Raw genomic sequence first — 26,970 nt, 5'->3', positions numbered from 1 at the left:
ATAGACACAGCGGGTAACGCACGAGCCTACGTCAGCTGCCTTTCGATAGCCTTCGCCGCCTGCCAGAGTTCTTCCATGCGCTCCAGCGACGCCGCATCGAGCGTTTCGCCTCCGGCTTCCAGTTCCTTCTCGATGTGGCCGAAGCGGCGCCGGAACTTGGTATTGGTGCCGCGCAGCGCCATTTCCGGATCGGTGCCGACATGGCGGCCGATATTGACGAGCGCGAAGATCAGGTCGCCGAGCTCGTCCGCGACCTTCCCGAGGTCACCGTCTTTAAGTGCCTGCCGCAGCTCGCCGATTTCCTCCTCGACCTTGTCGAGGATCGGCTCAGGCTCGGACCAGTCGAAGCCGACCTTTGCCGCCCGTTCCTGCAGCTTCAGCGCCTCGACCAGCGCCGGGAAGCTGCGTTGGATCGAGCCGAGATGGCCAGCATGCTCCTCTTGCGACACGCCGCGCTGCAGGCGCCGTTGCCGCCGGTCGGCCTTCTCGGCCTGCTTGATCTCTTCCCATTGCAGCTTCACCGCCTCGGCGGTGTCGGCGTCGGAGCGGGCGAAGACATGCGGATGGCGGCGGATCATCTTGCGCGTGATGGCTTCGACGACGTCACCGAAGGAAAACGCGCCGGCCTCCTCGGCCATGCGTGCGTGGAAGACCACCTGCAGCAAAAGGTCGCCGAGTTCGTCGCACAGGTCGTCCATATCATGACGCTCGATCGCGTCGGCGACCTCATAGGCCTCTTCGATCGTATAAGGCCGGATCGTCTCGAAGGTCTGCACGATATCCCAGGGGCAGCCCGTCTCCGGATCGCGGAGCGCGGCCATGATGTCGAGCAGGCGTTGAATGTCGCGGGAAGCTTCCATGGCTCAATTCAGCGGTATGGCGTTGGTGTCTTTGCTCGCCTGATAGGTATCGGACAGACGATCGTAGCGTGCCCGGATGCGGGTGTCCTGGCCGCTGAGCCGCTGCCGCGTTTCCGGATCGGCCTCCTGCATCAGTGCCGCGATGGAAGCCGATTTCCAGAACGCATTCTGCCGGGCATAGCCGCCCGGTTCGAGGCGAAAAACCTCCTTCAGGATTTTCAGGTCATGCGGGATAGCGAAGCTGTCGCGCGAATCCTCGTGGCTGAAGAAATAGTAGAAGTTATCGAAACCTGCCCAGGTGATCGCCGAGAGACACATGGAGCAGGGCTCATGCGTCGAGAGGAAGATCAGTTCGCGCGTGTCCGGCGTCTCGGCCATCTCGTAGAAGCGCTTGAGCGTGTGCACCTCGCCATGCCACAGCGGGTTCTCGGTCTCGTTATTGGTTTCGGCCAGCACCAGCGACAGATCGGACTTGCGCAGGATAGCGGCGCCGAACACCTTGTTGCCGTCGGCTACGCCCTTCTCGGTGAGCGGCAGTATGTCCTCTTCGATGACGGTCAGCAGGCGCTCTGCCAGTTGGGTTTTTTTCATGTCTCGGTCTCCTGCTTTGAGCCGGCATTTAACGGAGGTCGGCCGATCGGCGCAATGGCCGAACCAACGGGCGGATCAGGGTCCCGGAGATATTTGCTCAAAAAGATTGGCTGTCGAGCAAAACAATACGTGACCGGAAAAGCATTGAAATTTCTGTTCCTTCAAATGTTGCGGCCTATAGGGGATATTCGCCGCAGCCTGCAAAAGGAGCCGTCCCCTCGTTATGTCGCAGAAATTGTCCGTCTTTCCGGCATTCTTTCGCGTCGCGCAGAAAAGCGTGGCGGTGTTCGGCAATGGGGACGAGGCCTTCGCCAAGTTACGGTTGCTGCTGAACACCGAGGCGCGCATCGTCGCCTATGCGGATCGCCCGGAACCGGCATTCGATGCTTTTCTGGATGCCAACAATATCGAGACCGTGCGCGAACCCTTTGGGGCTCATCAGGTCGAAGGCTCCGTCCTCGTCTTTGCCGCAACCGGCGATGCGGCGCTTGACCGCGTTGTCGTGACTGCGGCGCGCGAGCGGAAAATCCCCGCAAATGCCGTGGATCAGCCGGACTATTGCGATTTCCTCACGCCGGCACTCGTCAACCGGGCGCCCGTCGCAGTTGCGATCGGCACCGAAGGGGCAGGGCCGGTTCTGGCGCAGATGATCCGCGCGCAGATCGATCAATTGCTGTCGCCGTCCTTGGGTATCGTTGCCTCTTTGGCTGCGAACTATCGCGACGCCGTCGAGCGCCTCGTGCCGCGCGGCGTCGCTCGGCGTGTCTTCTGGCGCCGCTTCTTCTCGGGCCCTGTGGCGGATCAAGTAGCGCTCGGCGATCTTGCATCCGCGCGCCGCGAGGCCTCGAGGCTTCTGGATGCCGCGGGGGGCGTGGCCGGCCATGTGTGGCTGGTCGGCGCCGGACCGGGCGCCGAAGACCTGCTGACGCTCCGGGCGCAGCGCGTGATGATGGAAGCGGATGCCATCGTTTATGATGCGCTGGTGCCGCAAGCGATCGTCGACATGGGCCGCCGCGACGCCGAGCGGCTTTCGGTCGGCAAGCGCAAGGGCTGCCATACCAAGTCGCAGGACGAGATCAATCAGTTGCTGGTGAAGCTTGCCGGCGAAGGCAAGCGCGTCGTCCGGCTGAAGTCCGGCGACCCTCTGGTCTACGGCCGGGCAGGCGAGGAAATGGCGGCACTGCGTGAAGCCGGCATCAGCTACGAGGTGGTGCCGGGGATCACATCGGCCTTTGCCGCGGCCGCCGATTTCGAACTGCCGCTGACGCTGCGCGGCGTGGCATCGTCGCTGGTTTTCACGACGGGGCACGATCTGACAGGCAGCGTTCTTCCCGATTGGGCGCGACTGGCGGTTTCCGGCGCGACGATTGCCGTCTATATGGGCCGCACCGTTGCGGCCTCCGTCGCCTCGCGGCTCATGCAGGCCGGTCTGCCGCAGGACACGACCGTCGCGGTGATCGAGAATGCGAGCCGTGCCGAGCGCCGTCTCCTGCACGGAACGCTCCGCGATCTGCCGGATCTCGAGGCCCGCACGGAACTGGACGGGCCGGTCATGGTGATCATCGGCGAAGCGGTTGCGGGCGCGAATTTCGAACGGTCCGAGCCGCTGGCGGCCGGCCGCACCAAGTATAGCGGTGCCAGCAAAGTTTCGGCGAAACGCACCGAACAGATCTGGAATTGAGGACGACGCGATGGTGGAAAAGGTTCTGACGGCAAACCGTCTGGCGGATGGCATCTCCGTCTGGCTCGACGCTTCCGGCAATTGGGTGGAGTCGTTGCAGGATGCCTTCGTCGCTCGCCATGCGGAGGCCGTCGCGGCCCTGGAGGCGACCGGAAAGCGCTCGTTCGACGAGAATAAAGTGGTGGACGTCAACGTTATCGACGTCGAGGAGGTAGACGGTACGCTGCGGCCGTTGCGCATGCGTGAGCGGATCCGTGCCGAAGGGCCGTCGATCCCCTACGCTCCTGGATACAGCGGGCTTGCGGGCCCGAAGAATGTTGCTGCCTGAGGGACCTGAGAAGCCATGTATCGTTACGACGAATTCGACCACGCCTTCGTTTCCGCACGCGTCGAGCAGTTCCGCGACCAGGTCCAGCGGCGACTGTCCGGTGAACTCGCGGAGGATGCGTTCAAGCCGCTGCGCCTGATGAACGGCGTCTATCTGCAGCTCCATGCCTATATGCTCCGCGTCGCCATTCCCTATGGTACGCTCTCGAGCCGGCAAATGCGGATGCTCGCCCATATCGCCCGCAAATATGACCGCGGCTACGGACATTTCACGACCCGCCAGAACATCCAGTACAACTGGCCGCGCCTTTCCGACACGCCTGATATCCTTCAGGAACTGGCAAGCGTGGAGATGCACGCGCTGCAGACCTCCGGCAACTGCATTCGCAACGTGACGGCGGACCATTTCGCCGGTGCCGCGGCTGACGAAGTCGCCGACCCGCGCCCCTATGCCGAAATCCTCAGGCAATGGTCGAGCGTCCATCCGGAGTTCTCGTTCCTGCCGCGCAAGTTCAAGATCGCCGTGACCGGCGCCGAGCGCGACCGCGCCGCCATTCAGGTGCATGACATCGGCCTGCACCTGAAGAAGGACGAGAATGGCAAGCTTGGCTTTGCCGTCTATGTCGGCGGCGGGCAGGGCCGCACGCCGCTGATTGCCAAGAAGATCCGCGACTTCCTGCCGGAAGAGGATCTGCTTTCCTACACGACCGCGATCATGCGCGTTTACAACCTCCATGGTCGCCGCGACAACAAGTACAAGGCGCGCATCAAGATACTGGTTCATGAAACCGGTGCCGAGGAACTGGCCCGTCAGGTGGAGCTCGAATTCGCCAATCTGAAGGACACGGAACTGAAGCTGCCGGACGCGGATATCCAGGCGATCGCTGCCTATTTTGCGCCCGCGACACTGCCGAACCGGACGGAGGGCTGGGGCAGTCTCGCCCGCTGGAAGAAGGCCGCTCCGGAATTTGCCCGCTGGGTGCACCAGAACGTCCAGCCGCACAAGCATCCCGACTACGGCATGGTGACGATCTCGCTGAAGCCGATCGGCGGCATTCCGGGCGACGCGAGCCACGAACAGATGGATGCGGTCGCCGATATCGCCGAGGAATATGCCTTCGACGAGATCCGCGTCAGCCATGAGCAGAACCTGATCCTGCCGCATGTGGCGCTTGCCGACCTCGAGCCGGTCTATCGCGCCCTGGTCGCCGCCGGCCTCGCCACTGCCAATGCGGGGCTGATCACCGACATCATTGCCTGTCCGGGGCTCGACTACTGTGCGCTTGCCAATGCACGCTCGATTCCGGTCGCGCAGGAGATTTCGAACCGTTTCGGCTCGCCCGAGCGGCAGGCCGAAATCGGCGAGCTCAAGATCAAGATTTCCGGCTGCATCAATGCCTGCGGGCACCATCACGTCGGCCATATCGGTCTTCTGGGCGTCGAAAAGAAGGGCGCGGAGCTCTATCAGATCACGCTCGGCGGCTCCGGCGACGAACATACATCGATCGGCGAGATCATTGGTCGCGGCTTCGAGCCGGAAAGAGTGACCGACGCGGTGGAGACGATCGTCGATACCTATCTCGGCTTGCGCCGGGACAAGTCGGAGACCTTCCTCGAAGCCTATCGCCGGGTGGGGCCGCAGCCTTTCAAGGATGCGCTCTATGGCGGCGGTGCCCAGGCAGCCGCGTGATCCAAGGACAGCAAAAGATGACGAAAATCTGGAAAGAAACCGGCTTCGTGAACGATGATCCCTGGGTGATCGAAACCGACGAGACCAAGGCCGGATCGAACGAGAAGGCGATTCTGAACATCGACGGCTTCCTGGCGGCGGTTGCGGAGAGCGATGCCTCGGAGCTTGGCGTTCTGATCAACCCCGCAGACGACGTGATGCGTCTTCAGCCCTATCTCGAAAGGATCGCGCTGGTGGCGGTGGCATTTCCGGCTTTCAGCGACGGCCGGTCCTTCAGCCATGCTTCGCTGCTGCGTTCGCGGCTCGGCTACCAGGGCGAAATCCGCGCCGTCGGCGACGTGCTGATCGACCCGATCCCGCTTATGCTGCGTTGCGGCGTCGACAGCTTCGCCGTAACCAACGCCACGGCGATCAAACGGCTTTCGGAGGGCCGGCTGCCAGGCATTTCCAACCACTACCAGCCGACGGCAAAGCCGTCCGCCAACATCAATTCCTACAGCTGGCGCCGCGTCTCTTGAAAGGTGCAGGCCGCGACAGTGTGAAGCAAGCCGAAATCCTCGAAAGCGACTATATTTGGAAGGGATTTCCTTTCAATTCGGCATGGGTTGGAATATCCGCTTGTAGTTGATAAACAGCGTCACCATTTACAGGACTGTGGTCACGATGAATGCTCCGGCAAAAAAAGAAGATTTCGCGGTACAGGCTCCGGCAGGCGTCTTCGCTGAAACGGTGACGAGCGTCGAACACTACACCGACCGGCTCTTCCGCTTCCGCATGACACGCCCGCAGGAGTTCCGCTTCCGCTCGGGCGAATTTGCGATGATCGGACTGATGGTCGGCGACAAGCCCGTTTATCGTGCCTATTCGATCGCGAGCCCGGCCTGGGACGAGGAACTGGAATTCTTCTCCATCAAAGTGCCCGATGGGCCGCTGACGTCGCATCTGCAGGGGATCAAGCCCGGTGACCAGGTGCTGATGCGCAAGAAGCCGACCGGCACGCTGGTGTTGGATGCGCTCGTGCCCGGCCGCAGGCTCTATATGTTCTCGACGGGCACGGGCATCGCGCCCTTTGCGAGCCTCATCCGCGACCCGGAGACCTTCGAGAAGTTCGAGGAGGTCATCCTTACCCATACCTGCCGCGACGTGGCGGAGCTGAAATATGGCTTCGATCTCGTCGATGAAATCCGCAATCACGAGTTCCTGAACGAGATCGTCGGCGACAAGCTTCGGCACTACGCCACGGTTACGCGCGAAGAATATCCCTTCAAGGGCCGGATCACCGACCTGATGACCAACGGCAAGTTCTTCGCAGACCTCGGCCTGCCGCCGCTCGATCCCGAGATCGACCGCGGAATGATCTGCGGTTCCACCGCCATGCTGAAGGATACCAAGGAAATCCTCGAAGCCGCCGGCCTGACGGAAGGCGCCAACAACAAGCCGGCAGAGTTCGTCATCGAACGTGCATTCGTCGGCTGATCCATGGCGCCGAGGGCGATAGCGTCCTCTTAAAGATATTTTACGCCGATTTGCGGCCGCCCCTCATCCGCCTGCCGGCACCTTCTCCCCGCGAGCGGGGCGAAGGGACTCGTGGCGGGCGCCTTGGCTGCCATAGTCACCAGCATTTCGTAGGGCATGTCCCCTCTCGCCGGGTGCGGGCTGGAGCGTTTAGGTGGCCTATGATGCCCGGTCCGGCGATCTAACGCCCGTGTGCTCTCATCAAGTTGTAGACGTCACCCGCTCTCGCTTTCCAACTGCCACGACCAGCACAGTGACAGAGCCGTCATCGACCCGGTAGACGAGACGATAGCCAAGCTGTCTCAGTTTGATTTTGTAGTGGTCGGGCATCCCGTGTAGTGCGGCGCTCGGAATGCGGGGGCGCTCCAAACGCTCACGCAGCTTCTTTACAAGCTGCTGCCGGATCGTCGCGCCCAGCTTGTCCCATTCCTTTCGAGCAGACGGCAGGAATTCGAGGCCGCGGCGGTACCCGAATCTCAACAGGCCTTAGAATGGAGAGTTTCTGCGAGGTTTTGGCTTGGAATACAAAACGAAACGGCCCGCCATGAAGGCGGGCCGCCGTCGTTTCGAGTTGTTCCGGATCAGTGCAGGATCTGGCTGAGGAACAGCTTGGTCCGCTCGTGCTGAGGATTGTCGAAGAACTCGGCCGGCGAGTTCTGTTCGACGATCTGGCCCTGGTCCATGAAGATCACGCGGTTGGCGACCTGGCGGGCGAAGCCCATTTCGTGGGTGACGCAGATCATGGTCATGCCTTCCTCGGCGAGTCCGACCATCGTGTCGAGCACTTCCTTGACCATTTCAGGGTCGAGCGCAGAGGTCGGCTCGTCGAAGAGAAGGATTTTCGGCCGCATGCAAAGCGAGCGGGCGATGGCGACGCGCTGCTGCTGACCGCCCGAAAGCTGGCCCGGATATTTGAGCGCCTGCTCCGGAATCTTGACGCGCTCCAGGAAGTGCATCGCGACTTGCTCGGCTTCCTTTTTCGGCATCTTGCGCACCCAGATCGGCGCCAGCGTGCAGTTTTCCAGGATCGTGAGATGCGGGAAGAGGTTGAAGTGCTGGAAGACCATGCCGACTTCCCGGCGCACTTCATCGATCTTCTTCAGGTCGTTGGTGAGTTCGATGCCGTCGACGACGATCTTGCCCTTCTGGTGCTCCTCGAGCCGATTGATGCAGCGAATCATCGTCGACTTGCCGGAACCCGACGGGCCGGCGACGACGATGCGCTCGCCGCGCATGACCCTGAGATTGATGTCGCGCAGCACATGGAAATCACCGTACCATTTGTTCATATTGGTGATTTCGATCGCGACATCCGTCGTCGAGACGGCCAATTTCGGTGCAGTGGCGGTATTTGCCATTTTCTTTTTTCCCCTTTTTTACCGCTGGCTTCTGTCGAGCAGGCGTTCCATGAAGCCTGAATAGCGCGACATGCCGAAGCAGAAAAGCCAAAAGACGAAGCCCGCGAAGATAAGGCCGGTCAGTGGCGTGACGGCGGTGGCCCAGTTCGTATCGCTGAAGTTCAGGCGAACGATGCCGAGCAGGTCGAACATGCCGATGATGGACACGAGCGATGTGTCCTTGAACAGGCCTATGAATGTGTTGACGATACCGGGAATGACCAGCTTCAGGGCCTGCGGCAGGACGATGAAGCCCATTTTCTGCCAAAAGCTGAGCCCCAGCGAATCGGCGCCCTCATACTGGCCCTTCGGAATTGCCTGCAGGCCGCCGCGCACGACTTCCGCCATGTAGGCGGAGGCAAACAGCGACACACCGATCAGGGCGCGCAGGAACTTGTCGAAGGTGACGCCCTGCGGCAGGAACAGCGGCAGCATGACGCTGGCCATGAAAAGCACCGTGATCAATGGAACGCCGCGGATGACCTCGATGAAGACGGTGCAGAGCATCTTGATCACCGGCATGTTCGACCGGCGCCCGAGCGCCAGCAGGATGCCGAGCGGCAGCGAAACCGCGATTCCGACAAAGGACAGGACCAGGGTGACCATCAGGCCGCCCCAGAGCGGCGTTTCGACATAGGTGAGGCCGAACCAGCCACCTGGGAGGAGGATCGCCGAAAGGATAGGCAGGGCGACCAGCAGCAGAAGTGCGTTCAATCCCTTGTACGGGATTCTCGGTATCAGCATCGGCACCAGGAGCAACACGAAGAGGATGCCGACAAGCGCCGGACGCCAGCGCTCGTCGAGCGGATAGCGGCCAAAAAGAAACTGGGCGAACTTCGCATTGACGAAGGCCCAGCAGGCGCCGCTCCAGCCTTCCGGCTGCGAGCCGCCTTGCGAGAGCGTGGCGCAGACGCCGCGGCCGCCGCCGCTCCAGGCGGCATCGATGAAGAGCCACTGGATTGCGGGCGGCACCAGCCATGCCAGGATGAGCAGGCTGATGATCGTCAGGGCGGTGTCCTTGGGCGTGGCGAACAGATTTTTCCGCAGCCAGGAGACGGCACCGCTTTCCAGCGACGGGGCAGGCGAAGCTTCGATCATCGAAGCGCGAACGAAAGAGGCCTGATTCGTGCTCATGATCTCACCTCTCCACCAGCGCCATTCGGGCGTTGTACCAGTTCATGAACAGCGACGTCGCGAGGCTCAGGCTGAGATAGACGATGAGCCAGATGCTTACGATCTCGATCGACTGTCCGGTCTGGTTGAGGATGGTGCCGCCGACGGCAACGAGGTCGGCATAACCGATGGCAACCGCCAGCGAGGAGTTCTTGGTGAGGTTGAGATACTGGCTGGTCAGCGGCGGAATGATGATGCGCATCGCCTGCGGCACGACCACGAGGCGCGTCGTCAGCGCCGGGCGTATGCCGAGCGCATGTGCCGCCTCCGTCTGGCCTTTGGAAACGCCGCGGATGCCGGCCCGGACGATTTCGGCGATGAAGGCTGCCGTGTAGAAGGAAAGCGCGAGGAACAGCGACATGAACTCCGGTCCGACGACCGAACCGCCCGTAAGGTTGAACTTGCCCGCCACGGGAATGTCGAAGGTGATCGGCGCACCGGTCACGAGAAATGTGACCAGCGGCAGACCGATGATCAGCCCGAGCACGGTCCACAGGACGGGAAGGCGCTCGCCGGTCGCCAACTGCCGCTTGCGCGCGTAACGGGCAAAGAACACACTTGCGGCGACGGCGATAACAAACGCGAGGAGCGTGTATTCTGCACCCTCTTCGGCAATCGGCGTCGGAAAGGCGACGCCGCGATTGCTCAGAAAGATATCAAAGGGCAGGGCAAGCGCATCTCGTGCCTGCGGCAATATCGACAGCACCCCGCTGTACCAGAAGAATATAACGAGCAGCGGCGGGATGTTGCGGAACACTTCGACATAGGCCAGCGAGAGCTTGGCGATGATCCAGTTGTGCGAAAGGCGTCCGATGCCGACGATAAAGCCGATGATCGTCGCCGTGATGATTCCGGTAATTGCGACGAGCAACGTATTGATGAAGCCGACCAGCAAGGCGCGGCCATAGGTGGAATCGCTGGTGAATGAAATCAGCGACTGTCCGACATCGAAGCCGGCGCGGCTTCTAACGAAATCGTAGCCGGATGCGATGTTCGCGCGTCTCAGGTTGTCGACGGTGTTGTCGACGATCCAGTAGATGAGCGCTGCGAGGATGATGATGGTGATTGCCTGATAGAATATCCCGCGCACCTGAGGATCGTTGATGATCGACCCTGAGGACCTGCTTCGTTCAGGCGCGTTGGTGACGCCGATGGCCATGCAATGCCTCTTTCCCCTTGTCCATCCTTTCGGATGTTCCCCTTATCGGGTTTTTATCGTTGATCGGGGGAGCGGCCGCGGCCGTCCCCCGACATAGCGTCCGATCAGCGGACCGGCGGTGCGTATTGGAGACCGCCCTTGTTCCAGAGAGCGTTGAGGCCGCGCTCGATCTTCAGCGGGCTGCCTGCGCCGATGTTGCGGTCGAACACTTCGCCGTAGTTTCCGACTGCCTTGACGATATTGACCGCCCATTCGTTGGTGAGGCCGAGGTCCGTGCCGATCTTGCTGTCGGCCTCGACGCCCAGGAAGCGTTGAACGTCGGGGTTCGTCGACTTCTTCATTTCTTCGAGATTGGCCTGGGTTACGCCGAACTCTTCGGCCTGGACCAGGGCGTAATGGACCCAGCTGACGATGTCGAACCACTGATCGTCACCCTGGCGGACCGCCGGTGCGAGCGGCTCCTTGGAGATGATCTCCGGCAGAACGATGTGGTCATCGGGCTTCGAGAGGGTGAGGCGCAGCGAATAGAGGCCGGACTGGTCGGTCGTATAGACATCGCAACGGCCGGCGTCGTAGGCAGCGTTCACTTCCTCGAGTTTCTCGAAGACGACCGGGTTGTACTGCAGATTGTTCGCCTTGAAGTAGTCGGCGAGGTTCAGCTCGGTCGTCGTGCCGGTCTGAACGCAGACGGCGGCGCCGGAAAGCTCGAGGGCGGACTTCACGTCGAGTTCCTTGCGAACCATGAAGCCCTGGCCGTCGTAGTAGTTGACCGGACGGAAGTTGAAGCCAAGCGCCGTGTCGCGGTTGATCGACCAGGTCGTGTTGCGTGCGAGCACGTCGACTTCGCCGGACTGCAGCGCCGGAAAGCGCTCCTTGGCGGAGAGCGGCGTATACTTGACCTTGCTGCCGTCGCCGAAGATCGCGGCCGCAATCGCCTTGCAATAGTCGACGTCGAATCCGCTCCAATTGCCCGAGGCGTCAGGGGCTGCGAAACCGGCGAGGCCGGTATTCACGCCGCACTGGACGAAGCCCTTGGCCTTCACGTCGTCAAGCGTCGCGGCGGATGCCGCATGTGTGCCAATCCCCACGACAGCAGCGCCAACGAGAGCTGTCAGAATTCTTCTTGCCATTTTTTTGAACCTTTTCGGTTGTCGTTTTTCGCGTCTGCACGGTTGCGCTCTCTTGGCGCGTGCAGCCTCGGCCACCCTCCTGGCCTGAGTACAAACTATCTCATGCTCAAAATCTGGAAGGGTCAAGAGACGTTGCCGATTTTATGATCTTCCATGTGAAAAACGTGAAGCTCGCCAGAAGTTTAGGCAGGTCTCGCGACAGAATTGCCCGTCATGAATAAAAAACCGCCAGTTGCGCCTCCTTCGTGATTCACGGGCGGCCGGCTTGAATTTTTCCTTGACCCGGCCGGTGGCCCGTTCGATGAGTCGGCAGCGAAAATCAACAGCGGATGTTTCAATGGCAGACAACAAGATCGGGAAGGCGGAGCAGGGCATCAATACCCGTCTCGCGCACACCGGCAACAACCCCTCCGACTTCCATGGCTTCGTCAATCCGCCGGTGGTTCACGCCTCCACCGTGCTGTTCCCGAATGCGAGGACGATGGAGACGCGGGCGCAGAAATATACCTATGGGACGCGCGGCACACCGACGACCGACGCGCTCTGCGAGGCCGTGAACGAGTTGGAGGGCGCAGCGGGCACGATCCTCGTTCCCTCCGGGCTCGCTGCGGTCACGGTGCCGTTCCTCGCCTATCTCTCCTCGGGCGACCATGTGCTCATTGTCGATTCGGTCTATTTCCCCACCCGCCACTTCTGCGACACGATGCTCTCCAGGCTCGGCGTCACGGTCGAATATTATGACCCGACGATCGGCGCCGGCATCGAAAACCTGATCAGGCCGAACACGCGGCTGGTGCATACGGAAGCCCCGGGCTCGAATACGTTCGAGATGCAGGATATTCCGGCAATCGCCGCCGCGGCGCACCGGCACGGCTGTATCGTGACCATGGACAATACCTGGGCGACGCCGGTCTACTTCCGGCCCCTCGACCACGGCGTCGACGTGTCGATCCATGCGGCGACCAAGTACCCTTCCGGTCACTCGGACGTTCTTCTCGGAACCGTTTCGGCCAATGCGGCCCATTGGCCGGCACTCAGCGAGGCGATGGTCACGCTCGGCGTCTCCGTTTCGCCGGACGACAGCTATCAGATCCTGCGCGGCCTGCGCACGATGGGCGTTCGCCTGGTGCGTCATCAGGCAAGCGCGCTCGCGATCGCTGAATGGCTGGAGGGCCGAGACGAGGTGGCGCGCGTGCTTCATCCGGCACTGCCGAGCTTTCCCGGACACGAATTGTGGAAGCGCGACTTCGGCGGCGCGAGCGGGATATTCTCCTTCGTGCTCAAGGCGGAACCGGAAGACGGCAAGGCAAAGGCGCATGCCTTCCTGGATGCGCTCTCGCTGTTCGGGCTCGGCTACTCCTGGGGCGGCTTCGAAAGCCTCGCCGTTCACGTGAACCTCTCCGATCGCAAGGTGGCGAAGGCACCGTCCGAAGGGCCGGTCATCCGGCTGCAGATCGGACTCGAGGATGTACCGGACATCCGCCGGGATATCGAGGCGGGCCTCGCCGCGGCAAACGCCGTCTGAGGTCCGAACGAAGCGATAGGGAGGCGGTAATTCGGTCCCGTCTTCCTGCGCTTACTAAGAGCCGTAGCCGTAAAGCCAGTCGAAATCGGCTGCGAGCGCCTCGGGTTTTTTAAAAGAGAGAACGAGATTGCGCGCGATCCGCACCGGACCTGCTGCGTGGTAGGCGAAGCTGTTGAAGGCGGCGCGCTTGCGAACGCGGCCGATCCGCACCCTGCGTGCGTCTTCATAGCGTGCGAAGGCGGAGGGAAGGTCGGGAGAATCGGCCATACAGCGGGCGAGTTCCCGGGCGTCCTCGATGGCCATCGCCGCGCCCTGGGCTGCAAATGGCGTCAGGGCGTGGGCAGCATCGCCGATGAGGATGGTGTCGCGTCCATTGTGCCAAGCCCCGTCTTCAACCGTGCAGAGCGGCCAGTAGGTCGCCGAGCCGGCGTGACCGAGCGACGAGCGCAGGTCGGGATGCCAATCCCTGAAGGCCGCCTCGAACTCGCGCCGGCGATCACCGGATTCGCGCCCCTCCCAGGTTTCGCCCGACGCCCTTCCGGCAACGATCGCAACGAAGTTGAAGCCGTCGATCTTCCGGATCGGATAGGCGACGAGATGGGCCTTCGGCGCGAGGAAGGCGGTGACGCGATCTTGCGACAGGCAGGCGGGCACCCGGGTGCGTGGCAGCGTGAAGCGCCAGGCGACATTGCCCGAAAAACGGACGGTGCCGGCGCCGGCAACGGAGGAGCGAATCCGCGACCAGATCCCGTCCGCGCCGATGATCGCGGCCGGTGAGCGCTTGCTCGCCTCGGTGATGACTGTTCGCGGATCGTCCGCGATTCGCCTCCCCAGATGAAGGCGGCAGAGCGGCTCGGCCCGGACGGCATCCAGAAGGATCGTTTGCAGGCTGGCGCGATGCAGGACGCCATACGGCGCCCCCCAGCGCTCGCGGGCGCGTGCGCCGGCAGGCACGCTGGCAAGCGGCCGCAGCGAGCGGCCGTCGGTAAGCGAGATCGCTTCCGGTTCATTCCAGACGCGTTCGAGAGCGGGCAGCAACCCGAGTTCGATGAGGATGCGCGATGCATTCGGCGAAAGCTGAAGCCCGGCACCGGCTTCCTCCAATGCATCGGCCTGCTCGAAGATATCCGTCCGGAACCCCTTCCGTGCAAGGCAGAGCGCAGCCGTCAGCCCGGCGATGCCGGCACCGACGATCGCAACCGGATCAGCCTTTTGCATGGATATCGCGCCGTCGCCTGCGCAGGATCAGGCGGCTTTAGTCGTGAAAAGGCAGCCCGGAGGGATTGTTTCCGTCGCCTTCAGGGAAGGATTGTAGCGGTAGAGGGTCGAGCAATAGGAACAGACTTTCTCGTTCTCGTCGCCCATGTCGACGAAGATGTGAGGGTGGTCGAACGGGACGGAAGCGCCCGTGCACATGAATTCCTTGACGCCGATCTCGATGACCCGGTGCCCGCCGTCGTTCTGAAAATGGGGGATGCTGTGGCCGGCCATGTCGTACTCCGATATATGCAAGTCTTAGGTGTCGATTGGGGTGTCGATTTTGCCGGCACCATAGTGAGCTTTGGCGAAAATGTGTAGCGGCAAACATGCCGCGCCTATGGTTTTTGGAGCGGTTGGGGTTTCCGGCCGTTGCTTTACCAACTAACGTCCGCGCCGACAGGACAATACCAGGAAAACCAGATGGACTTGAACCCTCCGCCATTTTCCCGCTTCGCGCACGACGGACTGGAAATCGCCTATTTCGACGAAGGTGACCCCTCGGGCGACCCGATCCTGCTCATTCACGGCTTTGCATCGAGCGCCAATGTCAATTGGGTTTTTCCCGGATGGCTGAAGACGCTCGGCGACGCCGGATACCGCGTCATCGCGCTCGACAATCGCGGGCACGGGCAAAGCAGCAAGCCCCATGATCCCTCGCTCTATCACCCGCCGCAGATGGCGGGGGATGCGGCGGCACTTCTGGTGCATCTCGGCATCGGCGAAGCGCATGTCATGGGTTATTCGATGGGCGCGCGCATATCGGCATTCCTGGCCTTGCAGCACCCGGATCGCGTCCGTTCGCTGGTATTCGGCGGTCTCGGGATAGGCATGATCACGGGGGTGGGGGAGTGGGATCCGATCGCCGACGCGCTGCTTGCGCCTTCTTTGGAGGACGTTACGCACGAGCGGGGCCGGACGTTCCGCGCCTTCGCAGACCAGACGAAAAGCGATCGTCAGGCGCTCGCCGCATGCATATCGACATCGCGGGACCTGCTTACCGCCGACGAGGTAGGCCGCATAGACGTGCCGGTGCTGATCGGCGTCGGGACAAAGGATGACATCGCCGGATCGGCTGAGGAGCTCGCCGCGCTGATGCAGCATGCCGTGGCACTCGACATTCCCGGGCGCGACCACATGCTGGCGGTCGGCGACCGGGTGTTCAAGAAGGCGGTTCTGGAGTTCCTTGCCGGGGTTGGGTGAGGCCAGTCCGGACGGAAAACCCTGCGCACTTTTCCTCGAGTTGCTCCCGTCCGTGCCACTACTGCATGTTTCCTTTAATCGTATCCGATTAAAGGACAAAAACCTGCAGCAGATCAAAGTGCTACAGCGGCCTTTGCGCGTCTGATAAGACGCGCGGCGCTGTAACGAGAGGTGAATTCCGGTCAGGCCATTTATGTCGGCCGGGAATTGGCCTATATATGCCGGAACAACGACCCGTCCTAAACAGGCAAGCCAAAGACGACCCCGCTGAGGGACCGCCCAGGAAGGAGAGCGACCATGGTCGCCAAGACAGAACTTCGTCATACGGAATCGCTCGAAGCGATCGATCCGATCTGGGATAGCCTGCGCGAGGAGGCGCGTCTGGCGGCCGAGCGCGACCCGATGCTGGCGGCCTTTCTCTATTCGACGGTGGTCAATCAGCATTCCCTGGAAGATTGCGTCATCTACCGGATCTGCGAGAGGCTGGACCATCCCGACCTACAGGCGAGCCTCCTGCACCAGACCTTCGCCGAAATGCTCGAGGACTGGCCCGAATGGGGCGCCGTCCTGCGCGTCGATATACAGGCGGTCTACGACCGCGACCCGGCCTGCACGCGCTTCATGGAGCCCGTGCTTTATTTCAAGGGCTTCCATGCCATACAGACGCACCGTCTGGCTCACTGGCTGTGGAACCGCGGCCGGAAAGACTTTGCGCTCTATCTCCAGAGCCGCTCCTCCAGTGTTTTCCAAACCGACATCAACCCGGCCGCCCGCATCGGGCGCGGCATCTTCCTCGATCATGCAACGGGGCTCGTCGTCGGCGAAACCGCGGTCATCGGCGACAACGTATCTATCTTGCATGGCGTGACGCTTGGCGGCACCGGCAAGGAAGGCAGCGACCGTCATCCGAAGATCGGCAACGGCGTGCTGATCGGCGCCGGCGCAAAGATTCTCGGCAACATCCACATCGGCCACTGCTCGCGCGTGGCCGCCGGTTCCGTCGTGCTGAAGGCGGTCCCTCCCAAATCGACGGTTGCCGGGGTGCCGGCGAAGGTCGTCGGCGAGGCCGGCTGTTCCGAGCCGTCGCGTCAAATGGACCAGATCCTGGCGTCGTTCGATATCTGATCAAGGCGCCTGTAACCCGGCTGTGCCGGGCATCGACGCCGCGAAAATTCAGTGCAGAAATTCAAGGCGTTGCGAGCATTTCTTCGCCTCTCGGCGAACGCTTGGCGCTCTGATGGGTTTACACCTGGCAATGGCCCGTGCAACAAGCGCGGCAAATCAATCGGCTACGGAGAAGAGTTTTGAAGCCCGAAGAAATCCGCAAGCTTGAGGCCTATCTTAAGCGCACGTTCAACCAGTCCATGGTCGTCAAGGCTCGCCCGAAGAAGGACGAATCCGCTGAAGTCTATCTCGGCGACGAATTTCTCGGTGTCGTCTTCCGTGACGAAGAGGACGGCGAGCTCTCCTATAATTTCTCGATGGCGATCCTCGACATCGATCTCTGAGAGCCCTCGATCCCACCGGGATCGGTGGTAATCGCGCGTTGCAAGACCCGGTTCTGAGCAATCAGGCCGGGTTTTCTGCTGTTAAATCATACTTTTCGAAGAATTTGTCCGGAGGCGTCCGGTCTTCATCAAGTCGTTGCAAGAACTGTGTTTTATTGCATTGCACACTGAACTTGACTTTTTGTGCAGTGCACATAGACTAAACCGAGTTCCTAGCCGAGCCGTCACAAGGAGACACCCGATGTTTAACTTCGACGATGCGAACAAGAAGAGCAAGGAAGCCCTCGACGTGGCCGTGAAGAGCTACTCCGCCATGACCAAAGGCTTCCAGGCTATTGCGACCGAAGCGGCCGATTATTCGAAGAAGTCCTTCGAGGATAGCGTTGCTCATCTCGAAAAGCTTACCAGCGCCAAAAGCCTCGAAGCAGCGTTCGAGCTTCAGACGAATTATCTGAAGGCAAGCTACGAAGGCTTCTTCACCGAGGCGACGAAAATCGGTGAGATGTATGCCGACCTCGCCAAGGACGCCTACAAGCCGTACGAGGCACCGGTTGCCAAGGCGACCGCTGCGGTCAAAACAGCCGCCGCCGCCTGACCATCAGCCTCATCGCTATTGCAGAACAGGCCGGTCGCGGATGCCGCGGCCGGCCTTCGTCTGTTCGTGCGCCGCGGCTCATTGATCCCGCCGCAACCCGTGAAAGTTGCCACCGCCGCCGAAGAAATTTGATCAATCTTGTGTTTCGCCGTGCGAATATGTTTGCAGTGCGTGGGTTCGGTCTTAAAATCCAAGAACGAACCATTAGATAAAGGCAAGCATGTCGTGGCCGAATGCGAATGGATCCGCGGCTGTAAAGGAATGAACAAGAATGATCGCCATGCCGGTCCGGATGCAGCAGGGAAGCGAAGGAGACGGAGGCGGCCCCAGTCGTGGCACGTCCGTCATCACGCGCACCAAGCCGAAGACCAAGAAGCCGAGTTTGTACCGCGTTCTGCTTTTGAATGACGATTACACACCGATGGAATTCGTCATTCACATCCTCGAGCGCTTCTTTCAGAAGAACCGCGAAGAGGCGACCGTCATAATGCTACATGTCCACAACCACGGCGTTGGAGAATGCGGCGTCTTCACCTACGAGGTCGCCGAAACCAAGGTGACGCAGGTGATGGATTTCGCCAGGCAGCATCAACATCCGTTGCAATGCGTCATGGAAAAGAAATGAGGAACTAACGTGCCAACATTTTCGCCCAGCCTCGAAAAGGCGCTGCATCAGGCACTGACTTTTGCCAACGAGCGCCATCACGAATATGCGACGCTCGAGCACCTGCTGCTGGCATTGATCGATGATGCCGATGCGGCGGCTGTGATGGGCGCGTGCAACGTCAATCTCGACACGCTTCGCAAGACCGTGACCGATTACGTCGACAACGAATTGTCGAACCTCGTCACCGGTTACGACGAGGACTCCAAGCCGACGGCCGGTTTCCAGCGCGTGATCCAGCGAGCCGTCATCCATGTGCAGTCTTCGGGCCGCGAGGAGGTGACCGGCGCCAACGTGCTCGTGGCGATCTTCGCCGAGCGCGAGAGCCATGCTGCCTATTTCCTGCAGGAGCAGGAGATGACACGGTATGATGCAGTCAATTTCATCTCGCACGGCATAGGCAAGCGGCCGGGGAGCTCCGAGGCGCGGCCGGTGCGCGGGGCGGAAGACCAGGACTCCGAACAGAAGGCTTCGCGCGAGAGCGAGGAGGCCGGCCCGAAGAAGCAGCAGGATGCGCTCACGGCCTATTGCGTGAACCTCAACGAAAAGGCCAAGTCCGGCAAGATCGATCCGTTGATCGGGCGTCACGCCGAAGTGAACCGGACCATTCAGGTGCTTTGCCGCAGGTCCAAGAACAACCCGCTTTACGTGGGCGATCCGGGCGTCGGCAAGACGGCAATCGCCGAGGGCCTTGCCAAGCGCATCATCGAGAAGAAGGTGCCCGAGGCGTTGCAGGACGCAACGATCTTCGCGCTCGACATGGGAACCCTGCTGGCCGGTACCCGCTATCGCGGCGACTTCGAGGAACGCCTGAAGCAGGTGGTCAAGGAACTCGAAGACTATCCCGGTGCAGTGCTGTTCATCGACGAGATCCACACGGTCATCGGTGCCGGCGCCACGTCCGGCGGCGCCATGGACGCGTCGAACCTCTTGAAGCCCGCGCTTTCTTCCGGCGCGATCCGCTGCATCGGCTCGACCACCTATAAGGAGTACCGCCAGTTCTTCGAAAAGGACCGGGCTCTCGTTCGCCGCTTCCAGAAGATCGACGTCAACGAGCCGACGATCGCGGACACGATCGAGATCATGAAGGGCCTCAAGCCGTATTTCGAGGACTACCACCAGCTGAAATACACCAACGATGCCATCAAGGCGGCGGTGGAGCTTTCGGCACGCTATATCAATGACCGGAAGCTGCCGGACAAGGCGATCGACGTCATCGACGAGTCGGGTGCCGCTCAGATGCTTTTGCCCGTCAGCAAACGCCGCAAGCTGATCACCGAAAGGGAGATCGAAGCGACCGTCGCAACGATGGCACGCATCCCGCCGAAGACCGTGTCCAAGGACGATGAGGCCGTGCTCGCCAATCTCGAGCAGGAACTGCGTTCCGTCGTTTATGGCCAGGATCTGGCGATCGAGGCGCTCGCCTCGTCGATCAAGCTGGCGCGCGCAGGCCTTCGCGAGCCCAACAAGCCGATCGGCTGCTACGTCTTCTCCGGCCCGACCGGCGTCGGCAAGACGGAAGTGGCGAAGCAACTCGCCACCTCGCTCGGCGTCGAGCTGCTGCGCTTCGACATGTCGGAATATATGGAACGCCACACGGTCTCCCGACTGATCGGCGCGCCTCCCGGCTATGTCGGTTTCGATCAGGGCGGCCTCCTGACCGATGGCGTCGACCAGCATCCGCATTGCGTGCTGCTCCTCGACGAAATCGAAAAGGCGCATCCGGATCTCTTCAACATCCTCTTGCAGGTCATGGACCACGGTTCGCTGACCGACCATAACGGCAAGAAGATCGATTTCCGGAACGTCATCCTGATCATGACGACCAATGCCGGCGCGTCCGACATGGCTCGGGCGGCGATCGGCTTCGGTTCCTCCAAGCGAACCGGCGAGGACGTGGAGGCGCTGAATCGCCTCTTCACGCCGGAGTTCCGCAACCGTCTGGACTCCGTCATTCCGTTCAACTCGCTGCCGACCCCGGTCATCCACAAGGTCGTGCAGAAGTTCGTCATGCAGCTCGAAACGCAGCTTGCGGAGCGCAATGTCACCTTCGACCTTGCGCCTGATGCGATCGCCTGGCTTGCAGAGAGGGGCTATGATGAGAAGATGGGTGCACGGCCGCTGGCGCGCGTCATCCAGGAAAACATCAAGAAGCCCCTCGCGGACGAGATCCTCTTCGGCAAGCTCAAGAAGGGCGGTGTCGTCAAGGTGACGATCGGCAACAAGGAAGACGGCACGAAGGGGCTCATGCTCGAAGCCGTGCCGGAAACTGCTCCGATAAAGCCCAAGGCCGAGGTCTCGCGTCCGGCCGGCAAGGGCGCGAAACCCAAGAAGGCTGCCGAAAAGGAAAGCGTAGCCGCAGCCGAAGATGGCGCGAAAGCCAAGTCGAAGAAGACGACCGCCAAGTCCTCGAACAAGAGCGGCGGCAGCTCCGGGGCGGCTCCCCTCAGGGGGCGGACGGTTCCGAAGGTGCCGCGCAAGAAATAACGCGATCGCGACTGGACGTGACGGTGCCGGGTGAGTTACCCGGCACTTTCTTGTGAGCGTGGAGCATAGCGGGTGGATTCCACAAACCGTATCGAAGAGGAGCGATCGCCTCTGGGCTGGTTTCTGGCGGGTGCGCGCGGGATATTCAGCCTTCCGGCCATAATCCTCATGCTTTCCTTCGTGGGCTTCTGCTCGCTGACGGTTCAGGCCGGGATCCCGCCGGCGCAGGTCGTGTTCATGACCGGCATCGTCTGGGCCCTGCCGGCAAAGGTCATTCTCGTGAGTTCGATCCTCAGCGGCGCCAGTCTTGCGACGGCGTTCCTGGCGGTCACGCTTTCGTCGGTGCGCTTGATGCCGATGGTCGCCGCACTCGTTCCCGAACTGCGCACGCCGAAGACGCCGACATGGCTGCTTCTCGTGCTTTCGCATTTCATCGCCATCACCGCCTGGGTCTTCGCGATGGAGCGCGTGCATGCGGTTCCGCGCCAGCATCGCGCGACCTTCTTCGCCGGCTTCGGCATCACGCTGGTGGCCACGAACATGGCGCTGGTCGGGATCGTCTATCGGCTCGTCGCCGATTTCCCGCCGATCGTCGCCGGATGTCTCTTCTTTCTGACGCCGGTCTATTTCCTCGCCTCGATCTGGAATTCCGCGCGCCATCCGGTCGTCTACGCGGCCCTCGCCATCGGGCTCGTCGCAGGGCCGCTCTGCTACTGGATCGCACCCGAGTTCGACATCCTGCTCGCCGGCCTTGGCGGCGGAACGCTGGCCTGGGCGGGCGAGCGCCTATGGCGCGCGCGGCGGGAGAAGAGCGCGTGACCTGGATGGACGGATGGTGGGCCTATGCGTTCATCGCGATAGCCGGCTGGCTCGCGACCGATATCTGGCGATGGCTAGGGGTCCTCGCCGGCAATCGTCTGCGCGACGATTCGGAGGCGCTGAACTGGGTGAGGGCGGTGGCGACGGCACTGGTCGCAGCGGTCATCGCAAAGCTTATTCTTTACCCGACCGGCGTTCTTGCGCAGTCGCCACTGTGGCTTCGGCTGGGCTCCGTCGTGATAGGCGCGATCGTGTTTTTCGCCGCCCGCCAGAAGCCCGCCGCCGGCATTGCAACGGCAATCGCCGCCCTGGCCGCTGGTCTTTGGTGGCGGGGGTTTTGACGATTTAAAGCATTGATATGACAGATTGCCGTAAACGTTTGAATCAAGGCTACCTTATTAGATGAGGATCCTTTGCCTGAGTCTTTCTCTGCCGGCACGCCGTCTCCGCGATTTCAGGTGAGCACATAGCAAACAGCCCGATCTCTACGGGCTGAAGCGATGTCTGGGCCTTCCCAACGTCTCATCCCTGTGAGGAGCACAGCGATGAGGAAATCAAACAAGCCGCCGCGGGAATCCCCAATCTCAACGGGCCTTAAAGCGCCCGGCGGATCTTCTCTGCGTTTGCGGCCAGCACGTCCCCGTCTTCCATCTTGCCGGAATGCGGCTTCAGCGGAACGCCCTCGCGGCGGGGGACGACGTGGAAGTGGAGGTGGAAGACCGACTGTCCGGCCGGTGCCTCGTTGAATTGCATGATCGTGACGCCGTCGGCGTCGAAAGCGGCCTTGGCGGCGACGGCGATCTTCTGGACAGTTGCGATCAGGCTGGTGAGGGTGGCCGGGTCGGCGTCGAGAATGTTGCGGGACGGTGCCTTCGGCAGCACCAGAACGTGGCCCTCGGCCTGCGGCATCACATCCATGAAGGCGACCGTAGCTTCGTCCTCGTAGACGCGGTGCGAGGGTATCTCGCCGCGCAATATCTTGGCGAAGATATTGTTTGTGTCATATGCACTCATGTCGTTTCCTTTTCCTGGCACGCGTTCGCGGTGTCTCAGTCGTCCTGGCGCTCACCTTTGCGGAAAGGCCCGTGCTCCGCAAGAAACTCGCCGGTTTCTTCCACATCCCGGCGCTCCCGTTCCAGATAATCGGCTACGGCGCGCGCAAGCCCCGGATGGCTGATGAAATGAGCGGAATGGGTGGTCACCGGCATGTAGCCCCGCGCGAGCTTGTGCTCGCCCTGCGCGCCGGCCTCGACGCGTTTCAATCCCTTCGCGATCGCGTAATCGATCGCCTGATGGTAACAGACTTCGAAATGCAGGAAGGGGTGGTCCTCGATACAGCCCCAGTGCCGGCCATACAGCGCATCGCCGCCGATGAAATTGATCGCACCCGCGATGTAGCGCCCGCCGCGTTTGGCCATGACCAGCAAGATGTCGTCGGCCATCCGCTCGCCGATGAGTGAGTAGAAGGCGCGGGTCAGATAGGGGCGGCCCCATTTGCGTCCGCCGGTGTCCATGTAGAAGGCGAAGAACTGGTCCCAGATCTCTTCCGTGAGGTCGCTGCCGGTCAGCCAGTCGATGGTTATGCCGTTTTCGACGGCTGCGCGGCGCTCTCTCTTCAGTGCCTTGCGCTTTCGCGAGGCAAGCGTGGCGAGAAAGTCGTCATGCGATCCATAGCCCTGATTGATGAAATGGAACTGCTGGTCCATACGGTGCAGGAAGCCCGCCTGCTCCAAGGCCGCCATCTCGTCAACCGGGACGAAGGTCACGTGGGCCGAGGAAAGACCGTGGCGGCGCGTGAGTTCCTTGAGACCGGCCGCGAGCGCATTGCCGACCGTTTGCCGGTCGCTCCCCTCGGCCGCAAGCAGCCGCGGCCCTGTTGCCGGCGTGAAGGGCACGGAACATTGCAGCTTCGGGTAGTAGCGGCCGCCGGCACGCTCGAAGGCATCCGCCCATCCATGGTCGAAAACATACTCCCCCTGGCTGTGGCTCTTGACGTAGCAGACAAGCGCCCCCCGCAGGGAACCGTCCGCGTCCTCCATCAGGAGATGCTGCCCGAGCCATCCCGTTTCCGCCGTTGCCGATCCGGATTCTTCCAGTGCGGAAAGGTAGGCATGGGAGACGAAGGGGTTGTAGGGCGTGCCGGCATGCCCCTTCGAGGCGCCGGCAAGCCTGTCCCAGCTCGCCGGCGGTATCGACGTGAACGAATGCTCTATGCGGATGGTGATCGCGTCTGTCATGCGCCTACGAAATCATGATCTCCCGCGGATCGAAACCCTCGAAGGTCATTTGGTCGGCATTGGCGAATGTGTGCTCCTGAGCCTGTCTGTCCCGCACCGTCCAGGTGATGAGCGTGCGGCCGAGCGCGCGCTCCTTTTCCGTGAAGGGGTTTGGAAGGTGGCCGTAATGGTACGAAATGAAGTCGAGCCCGAGATGCATCGCCTCCTCGTGCACGAAGAAGGTCTCCGGATTGGAGCCTTCGGCAGTCAGGCCGAGGGGGTAGGGCGCGTCCAGCTCCTTCAGGTCCCTGAGCAGCCAATGGTCGAAGCTCATCAGCGCAACGTGGCCGTCATAGCCTTCCAGCGTCTCGAGCACGGCCGCGGCAAAGCCCTCGTCGTCGCCCTTCCGCCCCTTGAGTTCAATGATGAGCGGGACCCGGCCGGCGACGAGGCGCAGCATCTGCTTGAGCGTCGGCACCTTGTCCCTGGTGCCGCCGATGGACAACAGCCCGAGCTCGGCGGACGTTTTCGCCCGCACGTCGCCTCTGATCCCGCAGAGACGCTGCAGGTCGTGGTCGTGGAAAACGACCGGAACGCTGTCGGCCGCGAATTGAAGATCGCATTCGATCGCGAAACCGGCTTCGGCCGCGCGGGCGAAGGCCGAGAGCGTGTTCTCCCAGACTTCGCGATTCATGTCATGGAAGCCGCGATGGGCGATCGGCTGGGCCTTGAGCCAGGAAATATCCTTCATTGGACGTCCCTGATCACGCGATTTCGATCACGGCGTCGATCTCGACAGCCGCGTTGAAGGGAAGGGAAGCCATGCCGACAGCCGCACGAGCGTGCTTGCCGGCCTCGCCGAGCACATTGGCAAGCAGGTTGGAGGCACCGTTGATCACCAGGTGCTGTTCGACGAAGTCCGGCGTGGAAGCGACGAAGCCGTTGATCTTGACGAGGCGGCGGATACGGCCGAGCTCGCCAAGAGCCGCCTTGGCCTGAGCCAGGATGTTGATCGCGCAGAGTTCGGCGGCTCTTTGCGCGCCGGCGACATCGACATCCTTGCCGACATGGCCGGTGACGGCGACCTTGCCGTTTTCCATCGGCAGCTGCCCGGAAATGTAGAGCATCGACCCGGAGACGACGTAAGGCACGTAGTTCGCGACAGGCGCAACTGCCTGCGGAAGGACGATGCCGAGTTCGGTGAGGCGGGTTTCGATCTCTGCGGACATGGAAAGGCTCCGTTGTTGTCTTTTGTGCTAAAATCCGGCATGCAAAGCAGATCGTGACAGGCGTGGACCAGAACCGATCTGCCTTGTTTCTGCCGAAAGCTTGTTTATCGCATTGGCGGCGAGTCCAACAGGAGGAAACGGATGTTTCGTAAAGGCTTCGGTCTCGTCACTCTGGGAAGCGTCTGTGTCGTCGTCATGACGGCGGGCGCTGCACAGGCGACTGCCCTCGTTCCCCATCGCGCCGTCTACGATCTGGAGCTGAAGGACGCCTCTGAGCGGTCCGGCATCTCCGGCATGTATGGCCGCATGGTCTATGAGTTCAACGGCTCCTCCTGCGAAGGCTATACCGTCAGCTTCCGCTTCGTCACCCAGGTCGATACGGGCGAGGAGGTTCGCCTCACCGATCAGCAGACCACCACCTATGAGGACATGAAGAACGGCAATTTCCGTTTCCTCACCCGCTCCTTCACCGACGAGAAGCTGGACAAGGAGGTGCGCGGAAGCGCGCATGACGATAAATCGGGCGTCAAGGTCGAGCTGACCGCTCCGGACAAGCGCCAGGTGGCGCTTGCGGCCAGCCGGTTTCCGACCGAACACATGCTCGAAGTCATCGAACGTGCGAAAAAAGGAGAGAGCTTTTTCGAGGCGCGTATCTTCGATGGTTCCGATTCGGGCGACAAGACGCTGATCACCTCGACCTTCGTGGGCAAGCCGCGCAAGCCCGCTCCTGACGACGCGGATGTCGGCAAGGCCGGAAAGCTTGCTGGCGAGAACTATTGGCCGGTGACGATCACCTATTTCAACGACGAAGCGAACGGCGACGCGCTGCCCGTCTATCGCATGGCGTTCAAGCTCTACGAGAACGGCGTGACGCGGGATCTCACCATGGACTACGGAGACTTCGTCCTGAGCGGAAAACTCGCCAAGCTCGAGGTCTTCAACACCGAAGAGTGCAAGTAAGCGCCGGCAAACGACTCCAAAACGACATCAAGGCTTGATTTCTCGGGCGGTTGCCGCTAAGGGGCTGGCCATTCCACACGTAAGGCATGGGATTTTCCGGGAGAAATCCGGATCGTTCCGCCGGTGGGCGCATTGCGGTGCGCTCGACGCCTTGCGGAGGTTCAACCGGAAAAGGAGACAAAGGCATGGCATTGCCTGATTTCACTATGCGCCAGCTTCTCGAGGCGGGCGTGCACTTCGGCCACCAGACACACCGCTGGAACCCGAAGATGAAGCCGTACATCTTCGGCGACCGTAACAACGTTCACATCATCGATCTCGCCCAGACCGTTCCGATGCTGTCGCGCGCCCTTCAGGTCGTCAGCGACACCGTCGCCAGCGGCGGCCGCGTGCTTTTCGTCGGCACCAAGCGCCAGGCTTCCGAGATCATCGCGGACGCAGCGAAGCGTTCCGCCCAGTACTACGTCAATGCCCGCTGGCTCGGCGGCATGATGACGAACTGGAAGACGATCTCCAACTCGATCCAGCGCCTGCGCAAGCTCGATGAGATCTTGGCTTCGGAAGCTTCCGGCTTCACGAAGAAGGAGCGCCTGAACCTCGAGCGCGAGCGCGAGAAGCTCAACCGCGCACTCGGCGGCATCCGCGATATGGGCGGTACCCCGGATCTGATGTTCATCATCGACACCAACAAGGAATCGATCGCCATCGACGAAGCCAAGCGTCTTGGCATTCCGGTGGTTGCCGTCATCGACTCCAATTGCGATCCGGACCAGATCGATTACGCGATCCCGGGCAACGACGACGCATCGCGCGCTATCGCCCTTTACTGCGATCTCATCGCCCGCGCCGCCATTGACGGTATTGCCCGTCAGCAGGGCGCCTCTGGCCGCGATCTCGGCGCATCCGAAGAGGTTCCGGTCGAGCCGGCTCTCGAGGAAGCGTCCGAAGCCTGATCGGCCCGACCGGCAGACGAAGCGCTGCCGT

General features: G+C 61.6%; 29 protein-coding genes. 16 read left to right on the top strand and 13 right to left on the bottom strand.

Translation table 11 applies throughout. The annotated features are described in order from the left end of the window. Positions 1 to 26 precede the first annotated feature (26 nt). Both mazG and JOH52_RS17495 read right to left on the bottom strand, forming a co-directional pair. Positions 27 to 860 (bottom strand): nucleoside triphosphate pyrophosphohydrolase, encoded by an 834-nt coding sequence (mazG, locus tag JOH52_RS17500; protein ID WP_003537451.1) that lies wholly within the window; start codon positions 858 to 860, stop codon positions 27 to 29. Positions 861 to 863: 3 nt separating this feature from the next. Further along, the gene (locus tag JOH52_RS17495; RefSeq protein ID WP_010969240.1) at positions 864 to 1,451 is read right to left on the bottom strand and encodes a deaminase; all 588 of its coding nucleotides are present in this window, start codon (positions 1,449 to 1,451) and stop codon (positions 864 to 866) included. A 223-nt stretch (positions 1,452 to 1,674) separates the two neighbouring features. Between JOH52_RS17495 and cysG the strand changes: the two genes are divergently transcribed. From cysG to JOH52_RS17470, 5 genes are all read left to right on the top strand, one after another. Continuing rightward, positions 1,675 to 3,132, top strand: a complete 1,458-nt coding sequence (gene cysG, locus JOH52_RS17490) for a siroheme synthase CysG (RefSeq protein WP_010969241.1) — start codon at positions 1,675 to 1,677, stop codon at positions 3,130 to 3,132. A gap of 10 nt (positions 3,133 to 3,142) precedes the next feature. After that, entirely contained in the window at positions 3,143 to 3,460 is a 318-nt protein-coding gene (locus JOH52_RS17485; protein WP_003537445.1) for a DUF2849 domain-containing protein, read from the top strand. A 15-nt stretch (positions 3,461 to 3,475) separates the two neighbouring features. Continuing rightward, entirely contained in the window at positions 3,476 to 5,149 is a 1,674-nt protein-coding gene (locus JOH52_RS17480; protein ID WP_014529670.1) for a nitrite/sulfite reductase, read from the top strand. Positions 5,150 to 5,166: 17 nt separating this feature from the next. Next, positions 5,167 to 5,667: a DUF934 domain-containing protein gene (locus JOH52_RS17475; protein WP_010969243.1), complete on the top strand. Its 501-nt coding sequence runs from the start codon at positions 5,167 to 5,169 to the stop codon at positions 5,665 to 5,667. Positions 5,668 to 5,812: 145 nt separating this feature from the next. Beyond that, the gene (locus tag JOH52_RS17470; RefSeq protein ID WP_003537440.1) at positions 5,813 to 6,625 is read left to right on the top strand and encodes a ferredoxin--NADP reductase; all 813 of its coding nucleotides are present in this window, start codon (positions 5,813 to 5,815) and stop codon (positions 6,623 to 6,625) included. A gap of 240 nt (positions 6,626 to 6,865) precedes the next feature. Here JOH52_RS17470 and JOH52_RS17465 read toward each other — a convergent pair whose 3' ends face one another. The 5 genes from JOH52_RS17465 to JOH52_RS17445 all read right to left on the bottom strand — a co-directional run bounded on the left by JOH52_RS17465 (position 6,866) and on the right by JOH52_RS17445 (position 11,523). Continuing rightward, the gene (locus JOH52_RS17465) at positions 6,866 to 7,144 is read right to left on the bottom strand and encodes a type II toxin-antitoxin system RelE family toxin (protein ID WP_010969244.1); all 279 of its coding nucleotides are present in this window, start codon (positions 7,142 to 7,144) and stop codon (positions 6,866 to 6,868) included. 101 nt (positions 7,145 to 7,245) lie between these two features. Beyond that, positions 7,246 to 8,022: an amino acid ABC transporter ATP-binding protein gene (locus JOH52_RS17460; protein WP_003535037.1), complete on the bottom strand. Its 777-nt coding sequence runs from the start codon at positions 8,020 to 8,022 to the stop codon at positions 7,246 to 7,248. An 18-nt stretch (positions 8,023 to 8,040) separates the two neighbouring features. Next, positions 8,041 to 9,195 carry an amino acid ABC transporter permease gene (locus tag JOH52_RS17455; protein ID WP_010969245.1) on the bottom strand — a complete coding sequence of 385 codons (1,155 nt, stop codon included), beginning with the start codon at positions 9,193 to 9,195 and terminating at the stop codon, positions 8,041 to 8,043. Between the two features lie 4 nt (positions 9,196 to 9,199). After that, complete coding sequence (locus tag JOH52_RS17450) at positions 9,200 to 10,393, bottom strand: amino acid ABC transporter permease (protein WP_014529669.1); 1,194 nt, start codon at positions 10,391 to 10,393, stop codon at positions 9,200 to 9,202. A 104-nt stretch (positions 10,394 to 10,497) separates the two neighbouring features. Beyond that, positions 10,498 to 11,523, bottom strand: coding sequence for an amino acid ABC transporter substrate-binding protein (locus tag JOH52_RS17445; RefSeq protein WP_003535031.1), 1,026 nt, complete (start codon positions 11,521 to 11,523; stop codon positions 10,498 to 10,500). A gap of 337 nt (positions 11,524 to 11,860) precedes the next feature. On the opposite strand from JOH52_RS17445, the gene JOH52_RS17440 reads away from it, so the two are divergent. After that, entirely contained in the window at positions 11,861 to 13,048 is a 1,188-nt protein-coding gene (locus tag JOH52_RS17440) for a cystathionine beta-lyase (protein WP_010969247.1), read from the top strand. A gap of 54 nt (positions 13,049 to 13,102) precedes the next feature. Here JOH52_RS17440 and JOH52_RS17435 read toward each other — a convergent pair whose 3' ends face one another. Continuing rightward, on the bottom strand, positions 13,103 to 14,266 hold the full coding sequence (locus JOH52_RS17435; RefSeq protein WP_010969248.1) for an FAD-dependent monooxygenase: 1,164 nt from the start codon (positions 14,264 to 14,266) through the stop codon (positions 13,103 to 13,105). A gap of 27 nt (positions 14,267 to 14,293) precedes the next feature. Then, positions 14,294 to 14,539 (bottom strand): zinc-finger domain-containing protein, encoded by a 246-nt coding sequence (locus JOH52_RS17430; RefSeq protein ID WP_003535025.1) that lies wholly within the window; start codon positions 14,537 to 14,539, stop codon positions 14,294 to 14,296. Between the two features lie 189 nt (positions 14,540 to 14,728). Between JOH52_RS17430 and JOH52_RS17425 the strand changes: the two genes are divergently transcribed. From JOH52_RS17425 to JOH52_RS17390, 8 genes are all read left to right on the top strand, one after another. After that, positions 14,729 to 15,508 (top strand): alpha/beta fold hydrolase, encoded by a 780-nt coding sequence (locus JOH52_RS17425; RefSeq protein ID WP_003535020.1) that lies wholly within the window; start codon positions 14,729 to 14,731, stop codon positions 15,506 to 15,508. Positions 15,509 to 15,805: 297 nt separating this feature from the next. Next, positions 15,806 to 16,633, top strand: coding sequence for a serine O-acetyltransferase (gene cysE / locus JOH52_RS17420; protein WP_003535018.1), 828 nt, complete (start codon positions 15,806 to 15,808; stop codon positions 16,631 to 16,633). Positions 16,634 to 16,812: 179 nt separating this feature from the next. Beyond that, positions 16,813 to 17,016: a DUF3126 family protein gene (locus JOH52_RS17415; protein WP_003535016.1), complete on the top strand. Its 204-nt coding sequence runs from the start codon at positions 16,813 to 16,815 to the stop codon at positions 17,014 to 17,016. 241 nt (positions 17,017 to 17,257) lie between these two features. Further along, positions 17,258 to 17,611: a phasin PhaP2 gene (gene phaP2, locus JOH52_RS17410; protein WP_010969250.1), complete on the top strand. Its 354-nt coding sequence runs from the start codon at positions 17,258 to 17,260 to the stop codon at positions 17,609 to 17,611. Positions 17,612 to 17,882: 271 nt separating this feature from the next. Next, positions 17,883 to 18,236, top strand: a complete 354-nt coding sequence (clpS, locus tag JOH52_RS17405) for an ATP-dependent Clp protease adapter ClpS (protein ID WP_003535011.1) — start codon at positions 17,883 to 17,885, stop codon at positions 18,234 to 18,236. A gap of 9 nt (positions 18,237 to 18,245) precedes the next feature. After that, positions 18,246 to 20,762: an ATP-dependent Clp protease ATP-binding subunit ClpA gene (gene clpA, locus JOH52_RS17400; protein ID WP_010969251.1), complete on the top strand. Its 2,517-nt coding sequence runs from the start codon at positions 18,246 to 18,248 to the stop codon at positions 20,760 to 20,762. Between the two features lie 72 nt (positions 20,763 to 20,834). Continuing rightward, positions 20,835 to 21,581, top strand: a complete 747-nt coding sequence (locus JOH52_RS17395; protein WP_003535007.1) for an AzlC family ABC transporter permease — start codon at positions 20,835 to 20,837, stop codon at positions 21,579 to 21,581. After that, positions 21,551 to 21,922: an AzlD domain-containing protein gene (locus JOH52_RS17390; RefSeq protein WP_003535005.1), complete on the top strand. Its 372-nt coding sequence runs from the start codon at positions 21,551 to 21,553 to the stop codon at positions 21,920 to 21,922. Before JOH52_RS17395 ends, JOH52_RS17390 begins: the two co-directional genes overlap by 31 nt. Before the next feature lie 253 nt (positions 21,923 to 22,175). Here JOH52_RS17390 and JOH52_RS17385 read toward each other — a convergent pair whose 3' ends face one another. Genes JOH52_RS17385 through JOH52_RS17370 form a run of 4 tightly spaced genes read right to left on the bottom strand, consistent with a single transcriptional unit; the run spans position 22,176 to position 25,026 of the window. After that, a complete protein-coding gene (locus tag JOH52_RS17385) occupies positions 22,176 to 22,595 on the bottom strand; it encodes an HIT family protein (RefSeq protein WP_003535003.1) in 420 nt (139 codons plus the stop codon). Positions 22,596 to 22,630: 35 nt separating this feature from the next. Further along, the gene (locus tag JOH52_RS17380) at positions 22,631 to 23,818 is read right to left on the bottom strand and encodes a GNAT family N-acetyltransferase (protein ID WP_010969253.1); all 1,188 of its coding nucleotides are present in this window, start codon (positions 23,816 to 23,818) and stop codon (positions 22,631 to 22,633) included. Positions 23,819 to 23,822: 4 nt separating this feature from the next. Continuing rightward, a complete protein-coding gene (locus JOH52_RS17375) occupies positions 23,823 to 24,548 on the bottom strand; it encodes a glycerophosphodiester phosphodiesterase (protein ID WP_010969254.1) in 726 nt (241 codons plus the stop codon). Positions 24,549 to 24,561: 13 nt separating this feature from the next. Beyond that, the gene (locus tag JOH52_RS17370; RefSeq protein WP_010969255.1) at positions 24,562 to 25,026 is read right to left on the bottom strand and encodes a RidA family protein; all 465 of its coding nucleotides are present in this window, start codon (positions 25,024 to 25,026) and stop codon (positions 24,562 to 24,564) included. A gap of 141 nt (positions 25,027 to 25,167) precedes the next feature. On the opposite strand from JOH52_RS17370, the gene JOH52_RS17365 reads away from it, so the two are divergent. Together JOH52_RS17365 and rpsB are read left to right on the top strand one after the other, a co-directional pair. Next, positions 25,168 to 25,986: a cell envelope integrity EipB family protein gene (locus JOH52_RS17365; protein WP_003534995.1), complete on the top strand. Its 819-nt coding sequence runs from the start codon at positions 25,168 to 25,170 to the stop codon at positions 25,984 to 25,986. A gap of 185 nt (positions 25,987 to 26,171) precedes the next feature. Next, positions 26,172 to 26,939 (top strand): 30S ribosomal protein S2, encoded by a 768-nt coding sequence (gene rpsB, locus JOH52_RS17360; RefSeq protein WP_003534993.1) that lies wholly within the window; start codon positions 26,172 to 26,174, stop codon positions 26,937 to 26,939. Positions 26,940 to 26,970: the final 31 nt, after the last annotated feature.

Source organism: Sinorhizobium meliloti (genome assembly GCF_017876815.1).
Lineage (GTDB): Bacteria > Pseudomonadota > Alphaproteobacteria > Rhizobiales > Rhizobiaceae > Sinorhizobium > Sinorhizobium meliloti.
The sequence above is the reverse complement of the archived record's forward strand: the minus strand, read 5'-3'. Positions and strand labels throughout refer to the sequence as shown.

What these genes read in the sequence shown, in the direction of transcription:
- mazG (WP_003537451.1), bottom strand. Translation starts at nt 860, where the DNA reads ATGGAAGCTTCCCGCGACATTCAACGCCTGCTCGACATCATGGCCGCG.
- JOH52_RS17495 (WP_010969240.1), bottom strand. Translation starts at nt 1,451, where the DNA reads ATGAAAAAAACCCAACTGGCAGAGCGCCTGCTGACCGTCATCGAAGAG.
- cysG (WP_010969241.1), top strand. Translation starts at nt 1,675, where the DNA reads ATGTCGCAGAAATTGTCCGTCTTTCCGGCATTCTTTCGCGTCGCGCAG.
- JOH52_RS17485 (WP_003537445.1), top strand. Translation starts at nt 3,143, where the DNA reads ATGGTGGAAAAGGTTCTGACGGCAAACCGTCTGGCGGATGGCATCTCC.
- JOH52_RS17480 (WP_014529670.1), top strand. Translation starts at nt 3,476, where the DNA reads ATGTATCGTTACGACGAATTCGACCACGCCTTCGTTTCCGCACGCGTC.
- JOH52_RS17475 (WP_010969243.1), top strand. Translation starts at nt 5,167, where the DNA reads ATGACGAAAATCTGGAAAGAAACCGGCTTCGTGAACGATGATCCCTGG.
- JOH52_RS17470 (WP_003537440.1), top strand. Translation starts at nt 5,813, where the DNA reads ATGAATGCTCCGGCAAAAAAAGAAGATTTCGCGGTACAGGCTCCGGCA.
- JOH52_RS17460 (WP_003535037.1), bottom strand. Translation starts at nt 8,022, where the DNA reads ATGGCAAATACCGCCACTGCACCGAAATTGGCCGTCTCGACGACGGAT.
- JOH52_RS17455 (WP_010969245.1), bottom strand. Translation starts at nt 9,195, where the DNA reads ATGAGCACGAATCAGGCCTCTTTCGTTCGCGCTTCGATGATCGAAGCT.
- JOH52_RS17450 (WP_014529669.1), bottom strand. Translation starts at nt 10,393, where the DNA reads ATGGCCATCGGCGTCACCAACGCGCCTGAACGAAGCAGGTCCTCAGGG.
- JOH52_RS17445 (WP_003535031.1), bottom strand. Translation starts at nt 11,523, where the DNA reads ATGGCAAGAAGAATTCTGACAGCTCTCGTTGGCGCTGCTGTCGTGGGG.
- JOH52_RS17440 (WP_010969247.1), top strand. Translation starts at nt 11,861, where the DNA reads ATGGCAGACAACAAGATCGGGAAGGCGGAGCAGGGCATCAATACCCGT.
- JOH52_RS17435 (WP_010969248.1), bottom strand. Translation starts at nt 14,266, where the DNA reads ATGCAAAAGGCTGATCCGGTTGCGATCGTCGGTGCCGGCATCGCCGGG.
- JOH52_RS17430 (WP_003535025.1), bottom strand. Translation starts at nt 14,539, where the DNA reads ATGGCCGGCCACAGCATCCCCCATTTTCAGAACGACGGCGGGCACCGG.
- JOH52_RS17425 (WP_003535020.1), top strand. Translation starts at nt 14,729, where the DNA reads ATGGACTTGAACCCTCCGCCATTTTCCCGCTTCGCGCACGACGGACTG.
- cysE (WP_003535018.1), top strand. Translation starts at nt 15,806, where the DNA reads ATGGTCGCCAAGACAGAACTTCGTCATACGGAATCGCTCGAAGCGATC.
- phaP2 (WP_010969250.1), top strand. Translation starts at nt 17,258, where the DNA reads ATGTTTAACTTCGACGATGCGAACAAGAAGAGCAAGGAAGCCCTCGAC.
- clpS (WP_003535011.1), top strand. Translation starts at nt 17,883, where the DNA reads ATGATCGCCATGCCGGTCCGGATGCAGCAGGGAAGCGAAGGAGACGGA.
- JOH52_RS17390 (WP_003535005.1), top strand. Translation starts at nt 21,551, where the DNA reads ATGGCGCGCGCGGCGGGAGAAGAGCGCGTGACCTGGATGGACGGATGG.
- JOH52_RS17385 (WP_003535003.1), bottom strand. Translation starts at nt 22,595, where the DNA reads ATGAGTGCATATGACACAAACAATATCTTCGCCAAGATATTGCGCGGC.
- JOH52_RS17380 (WP_010969253.1), bottom strand. Translation starts at nt 23,818, where the DNA reads ATGACAGACGCGATCACCATCCGCATAGAGCATTCGTTCACGTCGATA.
- JOH52_RS17375 (WP_010969254.1), bottom strand. Translation starts at nt 24,548, where the DNA reads ATGAAGGATATTTCCTGGCTCAAGGCCCAGCCGATCGCCCATCGCGGC.
- JOH52_RS17370 (WP_010969255.1), bottom strand. Translation starts at nt 25,026, where the DNA reads ATGTCCGCAGAGATCGAAACCCGCCTCACCGAACTCGGCATCGTCCTT.
- JOH52_RS17365 (WP_003534995.1), top strand. Translation starts at nt 25,168, where the DNA reads ATGTTTCGTAAAGGCTTCGGTCTCGTCACTCTGGGAAGCGTCTGTGTC.
- rpsB (WP_003534993.1), top strand. Translation starts at nt 26,172, where the DNA reads ATGGCATTGCCTGATTTCACTATGCGCCAGCTTCTCGAGGCGGGCGTG.